This window comes from Pseudomonas fragariae (ex Marin et al. 2024) (genome assembly GCF_059621105.1).
Genome location: NZ_CM184369.1, coordinates 4304804 through 4317782 on the forward strand (window position 1 = coordinate 4304804; position 12979 = coordinate 4317782).

Consider the following 12979-nt stretch of genomic DNA (forward strand, 5'->3'; position numbering starts at 1 on the left):
CTGACCGACTGTCGCCAGGCGCGCGGCTGATCAATCTCCCCTCATCTATATAGAAGAGATGCCGACAAACTCCGAGAGGGACATCTATGCGCAGTAGTGCTTAGCCACTACACTCGCACTAAAACTAATTGAACGAATGAGGTTTGCACAGTGACTCCACTCATGATCACGCTGATGGTAGTAGCAGGTATCGCACTGCTCATCGCGATCGGCTACCTGAATCACGTCGCTGAAAACGGCAAACTGGAGAAGGCTCGCACCAAGGTCGAACTGGGCGATCGCCTGCGTCGCTGCAGCGAGATCACCGAAGTGTTCCCGGGCCAGCTGATGTCCCCCGCCTTGAAGCTGTTGCTCGCGCGGCTGGAGCTGAACGTCGTGCAGCGCATGCTGAACATGGAGAAAGGCAACGCTCAGCTCAAGCACCGTATTGGCGAACTGGAAGAGCAGATTGCCAAGGGCGAAGGCATCGACATACCCAACCCGGTCACACCGATCCAGACCGAAGCCAAGGCCAAGGACGTGCGTTTTCTGCTGGAAGCCCTGCATGGTCAGGTGACGCGTGCTGCACATGACGGCTTTCTGCAGACCAGCGAAGCGAAACACTGGATCCGTGAAATCCGCACGATCCTGGTCAACCTGCACATCGAATTCTTCAACAACCTTGGCCAGACTGCACTTTCTCAGGATCAGCCAGGTCAGGCACGTCTGGCATTCGAGCGCGGCGTACAGTATTTGCGCAACCAGCCGGACCCGGTCACTTATCAACAGCAACTGCTGGCGATGGAAAAACAACTGGCCCGTGCCAACTCCGTAGTGCTGACCAACACCGCGCCGACCGAAGACGACGACAACGCACTGACCGAAGGCCTCAAGCAGGACGACACCGAATCGGAATGGAAGAAGAAAGTCATCTACGATTGATGACTGCCCCGCCGCTGCCGGGCTTGTGCTCCGGGCAGCGGCAGGCCGACCGGCTCAGCAGTCGGTCGATGCCAGAAAGATCGCCGCAAGACGCTCGATCCCTGCCTGATCCTCTTCGTTGAAACGCCCCACACTCGGACTGTCCAAGTCCAGCACACCGATCAGACGTCCCTCCTTGATCAATGGCACCACCAACTCGCTGTTCGATGCGCTGTCGCAGGCAATGTGCCCGGGAAACTCGTGAACGTCCTGCACACGCTGGGTTTGTCGGCTCTGCGCCGCCGCCCCGCAAACGCCCCGGCCGAAAGGAATGCGTACGCAGGCGATCTGCCCTTGAAACGGACCCAGCACCAGTTCTTCGTTGCGATTGACGTAAAAGCCTGCCCAGTTCAGATCATCGAGCTGGGTGTAGAGAAACGCCGAAAACTGCGCCGCATTGGCAATGAAATCGCGTTCGTCGGCCAACAGTGCTTCCAGTTGTGCGGCCAGCAAACCATAGCCGTCCAGGCCCGCGCCGGTGTTTTGCAAATCAATCATGTGTGTTGCTCCAACAATTCAAGTCCTACCCAGTAACGTGCAAATTGATAGGCGCAGCGGCCATTGCGATTACCGCGCGCGGTTGCCCAGCGAATCGCGGCTTTTTCCAGGTTTTCGTCGCGCTGCCACTGCAATCCGGCTTTTTGCGCTAATTGCGTGATCCAGTGTTCGACGACGTTCAGATAATGCTCCTGAGTGAACGGATAGAACGACAGCCACAGCCCGAACCGGTCAGACAAGGCGATCTTGTCTTCGACGGCCTCACTGGGGTGCAGTTCGCCGTCAACGTGCTTCCAGTCGACGTTGTCACTTTCCTTCTCGGGCACCAGGTGACGACGATTGGAGGTCGCGTACAGCAGCACGTTGTCTGGCGCCTGCTCCAGCGAGCCGTCGAGTACACTCTTCAGCACGCGATAATCACCCTCGCCCGACTCGAACGACAGGTCATCGCAGAACAGCACGAAACGCTGCGGCAGCTTGTGCAGTTGTTCAACCACACGCGGCAAATCACCCAGATGGTCTCGCTCGATCTCGATCAGGCGCAGACCGGCCGGGGCGTACTCGGCCAGCAGCGCGCGGATCAAGGACGACTTGCCGGTGCCGCGCGAACCCCAGAGCAAGGCATGGTTGGCAGGCAGCCCGTCGATGAACTGACGGGTATTGCGCCCCAACTGATCGCGCTGCAGGTCGACGCCGATCAGATCGGTCAGGCGCGTATCGAGGCTCACTTGCAGCGGCATCAGGTAACCGCTGCGGCCCTCTTGCACCCAGCGCGCGGCCAGCGCCTGCGACCAATCGACTGGCTCGCGTAGCGCTGGCAGCAACGGCTCCAGTCGGGCCAGCACGGCGTCGGCGCGCTGCAGAAAAGCATCCAACCGAGAATCCACGGGATCTCCTTATATTTAACTGATTAGTCAGCAGTGCCGATCGGCTATGCTTGGCCGGCACCGGGCACCAGAAGTGGCAGTACTCATGGATATATCGCTCAAAAACAGGCTGTCGTTCAAGCAGGCGCGCCTGGCTGTATCGATCGGCTTCGTGCTGGGGACCCTGCTGAGCCTGTTCCAGATTGCGATCGATTATGCCAGCGAAGACGCTTCCATCAATCGTGAAATCAAGTCACTGCTGGAAATCATCCAGAACCCGGCGTCGCGCATCGCCTATAACATCGACTCGGAGCTGGCCCAGGAACTCACGCTCGGCCTGCTGCGCTCGCCTGCCGTGGTCAGCGCCAGGCTTACCGATAACAACGACGCCGTGCTCTCCAGCGTCGAGCGCCCCATGGCCACCGGGCGTTATCGGGTGTTCAGCGACTGGCTGTTCGGCGAAAGCCGGCAGTTTCAGGAAAAGCTGCACCTCAATCACCTGCCCAATGAAACCATCGGCACACTGTACCTGACCGTGGACACCTTCGCGTTCGGCAGCCACTTTCTGCAGCGCGCCGAAATCACCCTGCTCAACGGCTTTGTGCGCAGCCTGGCGCTGGCCGGGATTCTGACCATTCTGTTTTACGCGACCCTGACCAAGCCGCTGGTGAGGGTAATCCGCGAACTGAGCAGTCGCGATCCGCGCAACCCTGACCAGGGCAAAATAACCTGCCCGCCCTACCATGCCCAGGATGAAATCGGCGTGCTGGTCGAGACGTTCAACCGTCAGTTTGAAACCATGAGCAGCGAGTTTTCCAGGCGACGCGCGGCCGAGGACCGGCTGACCGACCACCTCAATGAACTGGAAAACATCGTCTCGGCGCGCACCAACGAGCTCAAGGCCAGCAACCTGCGCCTGCGCGAGTCCAATGAGGAACTGCAGATAGCGCGCAGCACGGCGCTGGACATGGCCCATGCGCGCTCGGCGTTTCTGGCGCACATGAGCCACGAGATCCGCACACCGCTCAACGGTCTGCTGGGCATGCTGGCGCTGTCGCTGGACAGTCCGCTGGGTGCCGAACAACGCCAGCAGCTAATGATCGCCCACGACTCAGGCAAGGTGCTGGTCGAGCTGCTCAACGATATTCTCGACATGTCCAAGTTCGATGCCGGTCACCTGGAGATCGAGCGCATTCCTTTCGACCTTGGGATGTTGATCGAGGACACCGCCAATCTGCTGTCGCAGAACGCAGCGCCCAGCGTGGAGCTGACCTGCCTGATCGCGCCGGACTTCCCGGCCATGGTCACCGGCGATCCGACCAGGGTGCGTCAGATCGTCAGCAACCTGCTGTCCAACGCCCTCAAGTTCACCCGTTTCGGGCGCGTCGATGTGCGTCTGACTCACCATCGGGACGCCAGCTCCGGTGAACACCGGGTGCGCATCGAAGTCCGCGACACCGGCATCGGCATTGCGCAGGACGCCCAGACCCGAATCTTCCAGCCGTTCACCCAGGCTGAGACGGCCATCACCCGCCAGTACGGCGGCACCGGACTGGGCCTGGCGCTGACCAACAACCTCTGCGAGGCCATGAATGGCACGTTGAGCATCCAGTCGCAGTCCGGTTTCGGCAGCCAGTTCTGCGCCGAGCTGCCGCTGCCGGTCCACGTGCCTGCGGTTACTCAGACGCCGCTCAAGGGCCGGGTGACGGTGGTCAGCTCGGCAGGCAGCGGACTGGTGGAGCTGCTGGGCAGTCTGCTGCCGTTCTGGGGGGTCGACCTCAAGCGACGCAGCATCGACGATCGCGCACAAGCAGTGGACCTCGACGGCAGTTCCGATCTGGTCATCACCGACTGTCCCGAATGCCTGTTTACGATTCGCCCCACCACACCCGTGCCGATCCTGCTGGTGACCGCCTATGGCAACTTCATGCCCGGCGAACAGGTTGCCGCCCTGGCCCCGCTGCAACAGCAGGCCCGGCCACTGGCGCGCAACGCGCTTTACCACACGCTGCGGCGCATACTGGGTCAGGAAGAAACGGGGCTCAAGGACACACAGGCGCTCGAACATACGGCGCCACGTCTGGCGCGGGTGTTATTAGTCGAGGACAATCCGGTCAATCAACTGGTCGCCAAGGGCATCCTCGGCAAACTGGGTTGCGAAGTGATCATCAGCAGCCATGGCGGCGAAGCCCTGGAACAGCTGGAGCAAGGCCATTTCGATCTGGTATTGATGGATTGCAACATGCCGGTCATGGACGGCTATGAAGCCAGCCGCCAGATCCGCAGCAGTGGCCGCTGGCCGAACCTGCCGATCGTTGCCCTTACCGCCAACGCCATGCCCGATGAGCGCGAGCGCTGCAAGGCGGCGGGCATGAATGACTATCTGGCCAAGCCGTTCCGGCGTGCCGAACTGGTCAGCATTCTGGATCAGTGGATACCCATTACCGGCATCGACTGAAGACTCAGCGCAACAGCGCCTCGATTTCGCCCGTCAGTTCCTCGGGCTTGGTCAATGGCGCAAAACGCTTGACCAGCCTGCCATCCTGGCCAATCAGGAACTTGGTGAAATTCCACTTGATGCGCTCCGTACCCAACAAACCCGGAGCCTGCTGCTTGAGCTGCACGAACAGTGGATGGGCCTGCTCGCCGTTCACATCGATCTTCTTGAACAACGGGAAGCTGACGCCGTAGTTCAGCTCGCAAAAGCCGGAAATCGCCCCCTCGTCGCCTGGCTCCTGCTTGCCGAACTGGTTACAGGGGAAACCCAGCACCACCAACCCCTGATCCCGGTAGTCCTGCCAGAGCTTTTCCAGCCCCTTGTATTGAGGGGTAAAGCCACACTTGCTGGCGGTGTTAACCACCAGCAGCGCCTTGCCGGAGAAATCGGCGAGGGTTTTCTGTTCGCCCTTGATCGTCGTGACCGGGATGCTCAGCAGGTTTTCACTCATCAAAGGAGGCCTCGATACTGGAATTGGGACAGGGCGTTGGCTGAATCTGCAAAGCGTCTAGCTGCGTGGCACCAGATCCAGGCACACCGAATTAATGCAGTAGCGCAGCCCGCTGGGTGGCGGTCCATCCGGGAACACGTGGCCCAGGTGCGCGTCACACTTGGAGCAGACCACTTCGGTACGAATCATGCCGTGGCTCATGTCGCGAACCTCGATCACTGCACTGTTTTCGAGTGGCGCATAGAAGCTTGGCCAGCCGCAGCCTGAATCGAACTTGGTGGTGGAATCGAACAGCGGCTCATTGCAGCAGATGCAGTGATAGATGCCGTCGGTCTTGACCTTGTCGTACTTGCCGGAGAACGGCCGCTCGGTGCCTTTCAGACGGCAGACGTTGTACTGCTCCGGGTCGAGCATCTGCTTCCACTCTTCCAGCGTTTTCTGCAACTTTTCCACAGGTACACCTCCGAATTCGAAAAACCCTGATCTGTACCTTTTCCGCAGATCAGGTGGCACGTATCATTGCGCCAGGTCAGACGTCAGTCTGGCACCCGCGTTTGTCGTACACAAACCCATTTTCATGGCGAATGTAGCGACCTTCATTGCAAGCCGGCGACAGCTCGTCCATTTTCGGGATCATCACCATGCAGTTCAACAAATCGAACAAGCTCGCAAACGTCTGCTATGACATTCGCGGGCCGGTGCTCAAGCACGCCAAACGCCTGGAAGAGGAAGGTCACCGCATCCTCAAGCTGAACATCGGCAACCCGGCGCCGTTTGGTTTCGAGGCGCCGGACGAAATTCTGCAGGACGTGATCCGCAACTTGCCGACTGCGCAGGGCTACAGCGACTCCAAGGGCCTGTTCAGCGCCCGCAAGGCGGTGATGCAGTATTACCAGCAGAAGCAGGTCGAAGGCGTCGGCATCGAAGACATCTACCTGGGCAACGGCGTGTCCGAGCTGATCGTGATGTCGATGCAGGCGTTGCTCAACAATGGCGACGAAGTGCTGGTTCCGGCCCCCGACTACCCGCTGTGGACCGCTGCTGTCGCCTTGTCCGGTGGCAGCCCGGTGCACTACCTGTGCGACGAACAGGCCAACTGGTGGCCTGATCTTGAAGACATCAAGGCCAAGATCACCCCGAACACCAAGGCCATGGTCATCATCAACCCGAACAACCCGACAGGTGCGGTGTATTCGCGCGAAGTACTGCTGGGCATGCTGGAGCTGGCTCGCCAGCATAATCTGGTGGTGTTCTCCGACGAAATCTACGACAAGATCCTGTATGACGACGCGGTACACATCTGCACCGCTTCGCTGGCGCCGGACCTGCTGTGCCTGACCTTCAACGGCCTGTCCAAGTCGTATCGGGTCGCGGGCTTCCGCTCCGGCTGGATCGCCATTTCCGGGCCGAAACACAACGCGCAGAGCTACATCGAAGGCATCGACATTCTGGCCAACATGCGCCTGTGTGCCAACGTACCGAGCCAGCACGCCATCCAGACCGCGCTGGGCGGCTACCAGAGCATCAATGACCTGATTCTTCCCCCCGGCCGTCTGCTGGAACAGCGCAACCGCACCTGGGAGCTGCTCAACGACATTCCCGGTGTCAGCTGCGTGAAGCCGATGGGCGCGCTGTATGCGTTCCCGCGCATTGACCCGAAAGTCTGCCCGATCCTCAACGACGAGAAGTTCGTCCTCGACCTGCTGCTTTCCGAAAAACTGCTGGTGGTTCAGGGTACAGCGTTCAATTGGCCATACCCCGACCACTTCCGCGTCGTGACCCTGCCCCGCGTCGATGAACTGGAGCAGGCCATTGGCCGCATCGGTAACTTCCTCAAGGGTTATCGGCAGTAAACAGCCACAGCGCTCTCGCCCGATCTCTCTGCCCCGACCCGCTCGGGGCAGTTTATTTCTGTGCGCCCGAAACATCATGGACGCCCTGCCCCAAACGCTTCAGGCATCGACCACTCTGGCTCAGGCGCCGTTCAGCCTTGCAGGATTACCATTGATTGCGACAAGAGGACACAGTTTGAAATAGTCCCTCTGTTGAATAGCAGCAAGCATCACCTTATATACCCGGCATCGAGTTACATATTTACCTGAGGAGAACGTTTCGACCATGATGCGCATTTTGCTGTTTTTGGCCACTAACCTTGCGGTCGTGCTGATTGCCAGCATCACCCTGAGCCTTTTTGGCTTCAATGGGTTCATGGCGGCCAACGGGGTTGATCTGAACCTCAATCAGCTGCTGGTCTTCTGCGCTGTGTTCGGCTTCGCGGGCTCGCTGTTCTCGCTGTTCATCTCCAAGTGGATGGCGAAGATGAGCACCGGTACTCAGATCATCAGCCAGCCTCGCACTCGCCATGAGCAATGGTTGCTGCAGACCGTTGAACAATTGTCCCGTGACGCGGGCATCAAGATGCCGGAAGTCGGTATTTTCCCGGCGTACGAAGCCAACGCGTTCGCTACGGGCTGGAACAAGAACGATGCACTGGTTGCGGTCAGCCAGGGCCTGCTCGAGCGCTTTTCGCCGGATGAGGTGAAAGCCGTCCTGGCGCACGAGATCGGCCACGTTGCCAACGGCGACATGGTGACGCTGGCGCTGGTGCAGGGTGTGGTGAACACCTTCGTGATGTTCTTCGCCCGCATCATCGGCAACTTCGTCGACAAGGTGATCTTCAAGACTGAAAACGGTCAGGGCATCGCTTACTACATCACGACGATCTTCGCCGAGCTGGTACTGGGCTTTCTGGCCAGCGCCATCGTCATGTGGTTCTCGCGCAAACGCGAATTCCGCGCTGACGATGCCGGTGCACGACTGGCGGGTACGGGTGCAATGATCGGCGCGCTGCAACGCCTGCGTTCCGAACAGGGCGTCCCGGTGAACATGCCCGACAGCCTGACCGCCTTCGGTATCAACGCCGGTCTCAAGAAAGGCCTCGCCGGCCTGTTCATGAGCCACCCGCCGCTGGAGCAACGCATCGAGGCCCTGCGCCGCCGCGGTTGAACCACGAACGCGATAGCCTCAGCCCCGCGCATGGCAATGAGAGGTGTTCTTCCGGACACCTCTCGTTCCTTACGCTCCGCGTGGGAATGCAGTTCGTGACGCAGGGCGTCAAACGGTTCTGCGATTCAGAGAGATTCAGGACCAACTCAGCGCGATTGACGCTCCAACACATAAACATGCTCATCCATACGCTCCAATCCGGCCTTCAACGCCTTGGGACTGCTGTGCAGCGTATCCTGCCCGCCTACCTTCGTTACCTCCCAGTTTCCCGACATGACCCTCTGCAGCCATGTGCGCGGCACGGAGAATGGCGGGCCTTCGAGCAGGGTCTGATCGTATTCCAGGGTGATCAGTAAACCGCTACACGCTTGCGGCATCAGCGCTTCAAGCTGCCGTACATAGCGTTCGCGCATATCCGCTGGCAAGGCGATCATCGCGGCACGGTCGTAAAACGCCGCGCAATGACCGATATCGCGCACAGTCAGCGCGAAGAAATCACCGCACCAGATTTCGATACCGGGCGCTGCGTAGACCTTGAAGTCGCCCTGCGACGTAATCTTCGGCTGCTCACCACGCTCGGTGAAATAGCTTCCCACCGCTGCCTCGGACAGCTCGGCGCCCACCACGTGATACCCCTGCCCCCTCAGCCAGCTCATGTCCTGGCTCTTGCCACATAACGGCACCAGAACCCGCGCCCCTGGTGCAACACTCAACGAGGACCAGTATTGCTGCAGGTCCTGATTGACCTCGGACTGATGAAAGCCGATCTGTCCGGCGCTCCAGCGCTGCAGCCAAAAATCCGCGTGCATGAAACCTCCTGAAAATTCGATAAAAAAGCGCCAGAACTTATATTCGATTTAGATCATAAAAATGACCGACCATAAGTCATCTCTCTATTCTGGAGCTTTAAATGTTCCCCAGCCTGTTTATTTCCCATGGCTCTCCCATGCTGGCGCTGGAGCCCGGTGAAAGCGGCTCTGCCTTGAAGCGACTGGCTGCCAGCCTGCCCCGGCCTCGCGCCATCGTGATGGTCTCTGCCCATTGGGAAAGCCATGAACTGATCGTCAACGGCAACCCACAGCCCGAGACATGGCATGACTTCGGCGGCTTTCCGCCCGAACTGTTTGCAGTACAGTACCCGGCCCCAGGGCTGCCGGAACTGACGCGCACGGTGGTAGATCTGCTTGCCGCCAGCGACCTGCCTGCACGCATCGACAGCAGACGTCCGTTCGACCACGGCGTCTGGGTGCCGTTGTCGCTGATGTACCCGAACGCTGACATTCCGGTGGTGCAGGTTTCACTGCCCAGCCGCCAGGGACCTGAACTGCAGACCCGCGTGGGCCGGGCACTGGCCAGCTTGCGTGAACAGGGTGTGCTGATCATCGGCTCAGGCAGCATCACGCATAACCTGCGTGATCTTGACTGGAACGCCGGACCCGACAGCATCGAGCCCTGGGCTGCCGTGTTTCGTGACTGGATGATCGACAAGCTGCAAAACGACGACGAAGCCGCACTGCACCACTACCGCAGCCTTGCTCCTCACGCAGCCCGTGCGCACCCCAGTGACGAGCACCTGCTGCCGCTGTATTTTGCGCGCGGCGCTGGCGGTGGCTTCGGCATTGCCCATCAGGGCTTCACCATGGGCGCGCTCGGGATGGATATCTATCGGTTCGGGTGAAGCCAATAGCGCCAACCTGCCTGAATCCAAAGCAAAAAAATCCCCGAACCAGTCGGGGATTTTTTATTGGCCGATCAGCTCAAGAGCCGATCAGTCTTCGCGATAGCGACGCAGCTTGAGCTGCTTGCCAGCAACACGGGTGTCCTTGAGCTTGGTCAGCAGACGCTCAAGACCATCTTCCGGCAGTTCGACCAGGCTGAAGCTGTCACGGACCTGGATACGGCCGATCGCTTCGCGGGCCAGGCCGCCTTCGTTGAGAATGGCACCCAGCAGGTTCTTGGCAGCGATACCATCACGCGCACCCAGCGCGGTACGGCAACGAGCACGGCCTTCGGCCAATGGAACCGGCGCACGACGCTCACGCTCAGGACGATCACCACGGTCGCTGCTGCGCTCTGGACGATCACCGCGCGGGGCGTTGTTCGGAACCAGTGGACGCTCGCGCTCGATGGCTGCCAGGGTCAGTGCCTGACCGTTGGTAGCCTTGCGCAGCAGTGCAGCGGCAAGCGCGCGAGGACTGCAGCCGATGTCGGCAGTCAGACGATCGAGCAGATCACCGTGAGTCGATTCGGCATCAGCGACCAGCGGCGACAGGCTGTTGGTCAGTTTCTTGATGCGCGCATCCAGAACGGCCTGGGCATCCGGCAGGCGGACTTCCGCAACCTTCTGACCGGTAACACGCTCGATCACTTGCAGCATGCGGCGCTCACGAGGCGTCACCAGCAGCAGTGCGCGACCTTCGCGACCGGCACGGCCGGTACGGCCGATACGGTGAACGTAGGACTCCGGATCGTAAGGCATGTCCACGTTGAAGACGTGGGTGATACGCGGAACGTCAAGACCACGGGCAGCAACGTCGGTCGCCACAACGATGTCCAGACGGCCATCCTTGAGGGATTCGATAACGCGCTCGCGCTGGTTCTGGGCGATGTCGCCGTTCAGTGCGGCAGCCTTGTAGCCTTTGGCTTCAAGAGCACTGGCCAGATCCAGGGTCGCCTGCTTGGTGCGGACGAACATGATCAGGGCGTCGAAGTCTTCGACTTCCAGCAGGCTCAGTACGGCCGAGGTCTTCTGGTCAGCGTGAACCAGCAGGTGAGCCTGCTCGATCGCGGTAACGGTCTGGGTCTTGGTCTGGATCTTGACGTGCTTCGGATCGCGCAGATGGCGTTCGGCGATGGCACGGATCGACTGTGGCAGCGTGGCCGAGAACAGTACGGTCTGGCGGGTTTCAGGCATGGCCTTGAAGATGACTTCGAGGTCGTCCATGAAGCCCAGCTTGAGCATTTCGTCCGCTTCGTCGAGAACCAGGTGGTTCACGGTCGCCAGGACTTTCTCGTCACGACGCAGGTGGTCGCAGAGACGGCCCGGAGTAGCGACGACGATTTGTGCGCCGTTGCGGATAGCCTTGAGCTGAGGGCCCATCGGCGCGCCGCCGTAGACCGCTACAACGGTCACGCCCGGCATTTGTTTTGCGTAGGTCTCGAACGCGGTGGCAACCTGAAGTGCCAGTTCGCGGGTCGGGGCCAGGATCAGTGCTTGCGGCTCGCGCTTGCTCGGGTCGATCCGATGCAGGATAGGCAGTGCGAACGCGGCGGTTTTACCCGTACCGGTTTGCGCCTGACCAATCATGTCGTGACCGGCGAGAATAATCGGGATCGATTGCTGCTGAATGGCCGAAGGCTCTTCGTAGCCAGTGGCGACGACTGCTGCAACGATATTTGGATGAAGTTCGAGAGCGGCGAAGCCGCCGATTTCCTGGGTCATGGGTCTGCCTCTAGTGCATCCGCAAAGACCCATGCTTCAAAGCTGCGCGTGCCGTGTACGACCTTGAGGTCACCCTGGCTGCTTTGTCGGCGGGGATTTGCGAAAACGTTTGATGAATGGATCGTCCAGGCTAGTCCGTTGTGCGAACAAGCAACCGAAGCTGGCTTCGGGGAACTGCAATACCTTGACGAGGGCCGTGTTAAGGCCGGCGCGCACTATACCGGAAATACGCACCTTAGTGAGTCTTTTTTTACGAAACGTTGCGCCATTTTTGAGCGGCAGCAGCCCCTGAGTCCGGGCAGAAGGCCGCCTGATCAAGGCGCGGGCCCGAGATTGCGGGCATTGCCGCTTAAACGTTTAATCCATTCTTGCACATGACCGGCATTCTGGCCTTCGAGGTGTGGCGAATTGTCCCACCCCGTTTTCAGCACAATCGACTCACCTGTCGCCTGCTCAGGTGGCGGAACGAATAGCCTTGATCAGCGACGCAAGCGAGTAACCCAGATGCGGCGCAAGTGCCTCGGCTCGCCCGTTCAACGCGTCGATATCCAGCGTCTGCTCCAGGTCGGCCGGGACGAGCAGGATGACGTTGCCCTCCTTCACCGGCAGCTCCCAGTAATGGCGGTGGTAAAGGCCACGCAGCAGCGCCGCTCCCAGCGGCTTGCCGTCGTCGGTCGCCCACTGATTGATGATCAGCCAGCCGCCCGGATTCAGCCGCTGCTGACAGCTCTGCAGGAAATTCCAGGCCAGGTGCCCGACCCCAGGCCCGACATCGGTGTACAGGTCGACAAAGATCAGGTCGGCAGGCTCGGCACTGTCCAGCAGGTCCAGCGCATCGCCGATGCGGATATACAGTCGCGGATCGTCGTCGAGCCCCATGAACTCCATGGCCAGACGTGGCACATCCGGGCGCAGCTCGATGACTTCCACATCCTCGAGGGGCAGGAACTTCATGCAGGCCTGAGTCAGCGTACCGGCCCCCAGGCCCAGAAACAGCGCGCTTTCCGGCGCGTCATGGCACAGCGCGCCGATCAGCATCGCGCGGGTGTAGTCGTACTCCAGCCAGCTCGGATCGGCTGTAAAGGTGCAGCTTTGCTCGATGGCATCGCCAAACTCCAGAAAGCGGTAATCCTCCACTTCCAGCACGCGAATCATGCCGAAGTCGTCGTGCACCTCGGCCAGGATTCGCTCTACGCGCTCACGCTCTTCCGTCATCACCGTTCCTGGTTGTCTGCGCCGAGCGCAAAATACGAATTGTC

General features: G+C 60.1%; 12 protein-coding genes. 5 read left to right on the forward strand and 7 right to left on the reverse strand.

Annotated features, from left to right (window positions below):
* The first annotated feature begins 162 nt into the window (after positions 1–162).
* Positions 163–921, forward strand: a complete 759-nt coding sequence (locus AC54XV_RS18575) for a hypothetical protein (RefSeq protein ID WP_011268541.1) — start codon at positions 163–165, stop codon at positions 919–921.
* 54 nt (positions 922–975) lie between these two features.
* Here AC54XV_RS18575 and AC54XV_RS18580 read toward each other — a convergent pair whose 3' ends face one another.
* Both AC54XV_RS18580 and AC54XV_RS18585 read right to left on the reverse strand, forming a co-directional pair.
* Positions 976–1458: a GAF domain-containing protein gene (locus AC54XV_RS18580; protein ID WP_003404173.1), complete on the reverse strand. Its 483-nt coding sequence runs from the start codon at positions 1456–1458 to the stop codon at positions 976–978.
* A complete protein-coding gene (locus AC54XV_RS18585) occupies positions 1455–2345 on the reverse strand; it encodes an ATP-binding protein (RefSeq protein ID WP_011268543.1) in 891 nt (296 codons plus the stop codon). Before AC54XV_RS18585 ends, AC54XV_RS18580 begins: the two co-directional genes overlap by 4 nt.
* A gap of 85 nt (positions 2346–2430) precedes the next feature.
* Between AC54XV_RS18585 and AC54XV_RS18590 the strand changes: the two genes are divergently transcribed.
* Complete coding sequence (locus tag AC54XV_RS18590; RefSeq protein ID WP_024638898.1) at positions 2431–4782, forward strand: hybrid sensor histidine kinase/response regulator; 2352 nt, start codon at positions 2431–2433, stop codon at positions 4780–4782.
* Positions 4783–4786: 4 nt separating this feature from the next.
* Here the strand turns inward: AC54XV_RS18590 and AC54XV_RS18595 are convergent, their stop codons facing one another.
* Both AC54XV_RS18595 and msrB read right to left on the reverse strand, forming a co-directional pair.
* The gene (locus tag AC54XV_RS18595; RefSeq protein WP_003418059.1) at positions 4787–5272 is read right to left on the reverse strand and encodes a glutathione peroxidase; all 486 of its coding nucleotides are present in this window, start codon (positions 5270–5272) and stop codon (positions 4787–4789) included.
* A gap of 57 nt (positions 5273–5329) precedes the next feature.
* Positions 5330–5725 (reverse strand): peptide-methionine (R)-S-oxide reductase MsrB, encoded by a 396-nt coding sequence (msrB, locus tag AC54XV_RS18600; protein ID WP_024641772.1) that lies wholly within the window; start codon positions 5723–5725, stop codon positions 5330–5332.
* Positions 5726–5913: 188 nt separating this feature from the next.
* Between msrB and AC54XV_RS18605 the strand changes: the two genes are divergently transcribed.
* Positions 5914–7125, forward strand: a complete 1212-nt coding sequence (locus tag AC54XV_RS18605; protein ID WP_003314686.1) for a pyridoxal phosphate-dependent aminotransferase — start codon at positions 5914–5916, stop codon at positions 7123–7125.
* Positions 7126–7390: 265 nt separating this feature from the next.
* Positions 7391–8278: a protease HtpX gene (gene htpX / locus AC54XV_RS18610; protein ID WP_003369784.1), complete on the forward strand. Its 888-nt coding sequence runs from the start codon at positions 7391–7393 to the stop codon at positions 8276–8278.
* A gap of 146 nt (positions 8279–8424) precedes the next feature.
* Here the strand turns inward: htpX and AC54XV_RS18615 are convergent, their stop codons facing one another.
* On the reverse strand, positions 8425–9087 hold the full coding sequence (locus AC54XV_RS18615) for a thiopurine S-methyltransferase (RefSeq protein ID WP_032653364.1): 663 nt from the start codon (positions 9085–9087) through the stop codon (positions 8425–8427).
* A gap of 101 nt (positions 9088–9188) precedes the next feature.
* Between AC54XV_RS18615 and AC54XV_RS18620 the strand changes: the two genes are divergently transcribed.
* Complete coding sequence (locus AC54XV_RS18620; RefSeq protein ID WP_058398575.1) at positions 9189–9956, forward strand: DODA-type extradiol aromatic ring-opening family dioxygenase; 768 nt, start codon at positions 9189–9191, stop codon at positions 9954–9956.
* Positions 9957–10046: 90 nt separating this feature from the next.
* Here the strand turns inward: AC54XV_RS18620 and AC54XV_RS18625 are convergent, their stop codons facing one another.
* Both AC54XV_RS18625 and AC54XV_RS18630 read right to left on the reverse strand, forming a co-directional pair.
* Positions 10047–11720 carry a DEAD/DEAH box helicase gene (locus AC54XV_RS18625; protein WP_003404191.1) on the reverse strand — a complete coding sequence of 558 codons (1674 nt, stop codon included), beginning with the start codon at positions 11718–11720 and terminating at the stop codon, positions 10047–10049.
* A gap of 453 nt (positions 11721–12173) precedes the next feature.
* Positions 12174–12935 carry a spermidine synthase gene (locus AC54XV_RS18630; RefSeq protein WP_003404195.1) on the reverse strand — a complete coding sequence of 254 codons (762 nt, stop codon included), beginning with the start codon at positions 12933–12935 and terminating at the stop codon, positions 12174–12176.
* Positions 12936–12979 lie beyond the last annotated feature (44 nt).

Excerpts from the sequence above, each read along its gene's own strand:
- AC54XV_RS18625 (WP_003404191.1), bottom strand. The coding sequence starts at position 11,720 with ATGACCCAGGAAATCGGCGGCTTCGCCGCTCTCGAACTTCATCCAAAT.
- AC54XV_RS18620 (WP_058398575.1), top strand. The coding sequence starts at position 9,189 with ATGTTCCCCAGCCTGTTTATTTCCCATGGCTCTCCCATGCTGGCGCTG.
- AC54XV_RS18575 (WP_011268541.1), top strand. The coding sequence starts at position 163 with ATGATCACGCTGATGGTAGTAGCAGGTATCGCACTGCTCATCGCGATC.
- AC54XV_RS18595 (WP_003418059.1), bottom strand. The coding sequence starts at position 5,272 with ATGAGTGAAAACCTGCTGAGCATCCCGGTCACGACGATCAAGGGCGAA.
- AC54XV_RS18615 (WP_032653364.1), bottom strand. The coding sequence starts at position 9,087 with ATGCACGCGGATTTTTGGCTGCAGCGCTGGAGCGCCGGACAGATCGGC.
- AC54XV_RS18605 (WP_003314686.1), top strand. The coding sequence starts at position 5,914 with ATGCAGTTCAACAAATCGAACAAGCTCGCAAACGTCTGCTATGACATT.
- htpX (WP_003369784.1), top strand. The coding sequence starts at position 7,391 with ATGATGCGCATTTTGCTGTTTTTGGCCACTAACCTTGCGGTCGTGCTG.
- AC54XV_RS18580 (WP_003404173.1), bottom strand. The coding sequence starts at position 1,458 with ATGATTGATTTGCAAAACACCGGCGCGGGCCTGGACGGCTATGGTTTG.
- AC54XV_RS18590 (WP_024638898.1), top strand. The coding sequence starts at position 2,431 with ATGGATATATCGCTCAAAAACAGGCTGTCGTTCAAGCAGGCGCGCCTG.
- AC54XV_RS18630 (WP_003404195.1), bottom strand. The coding sequence starts at position 12,935 with ATGACGGAAGAGCGTGAGCGCGTAGAGCGAATCCTGGCCGAGGTGCAC.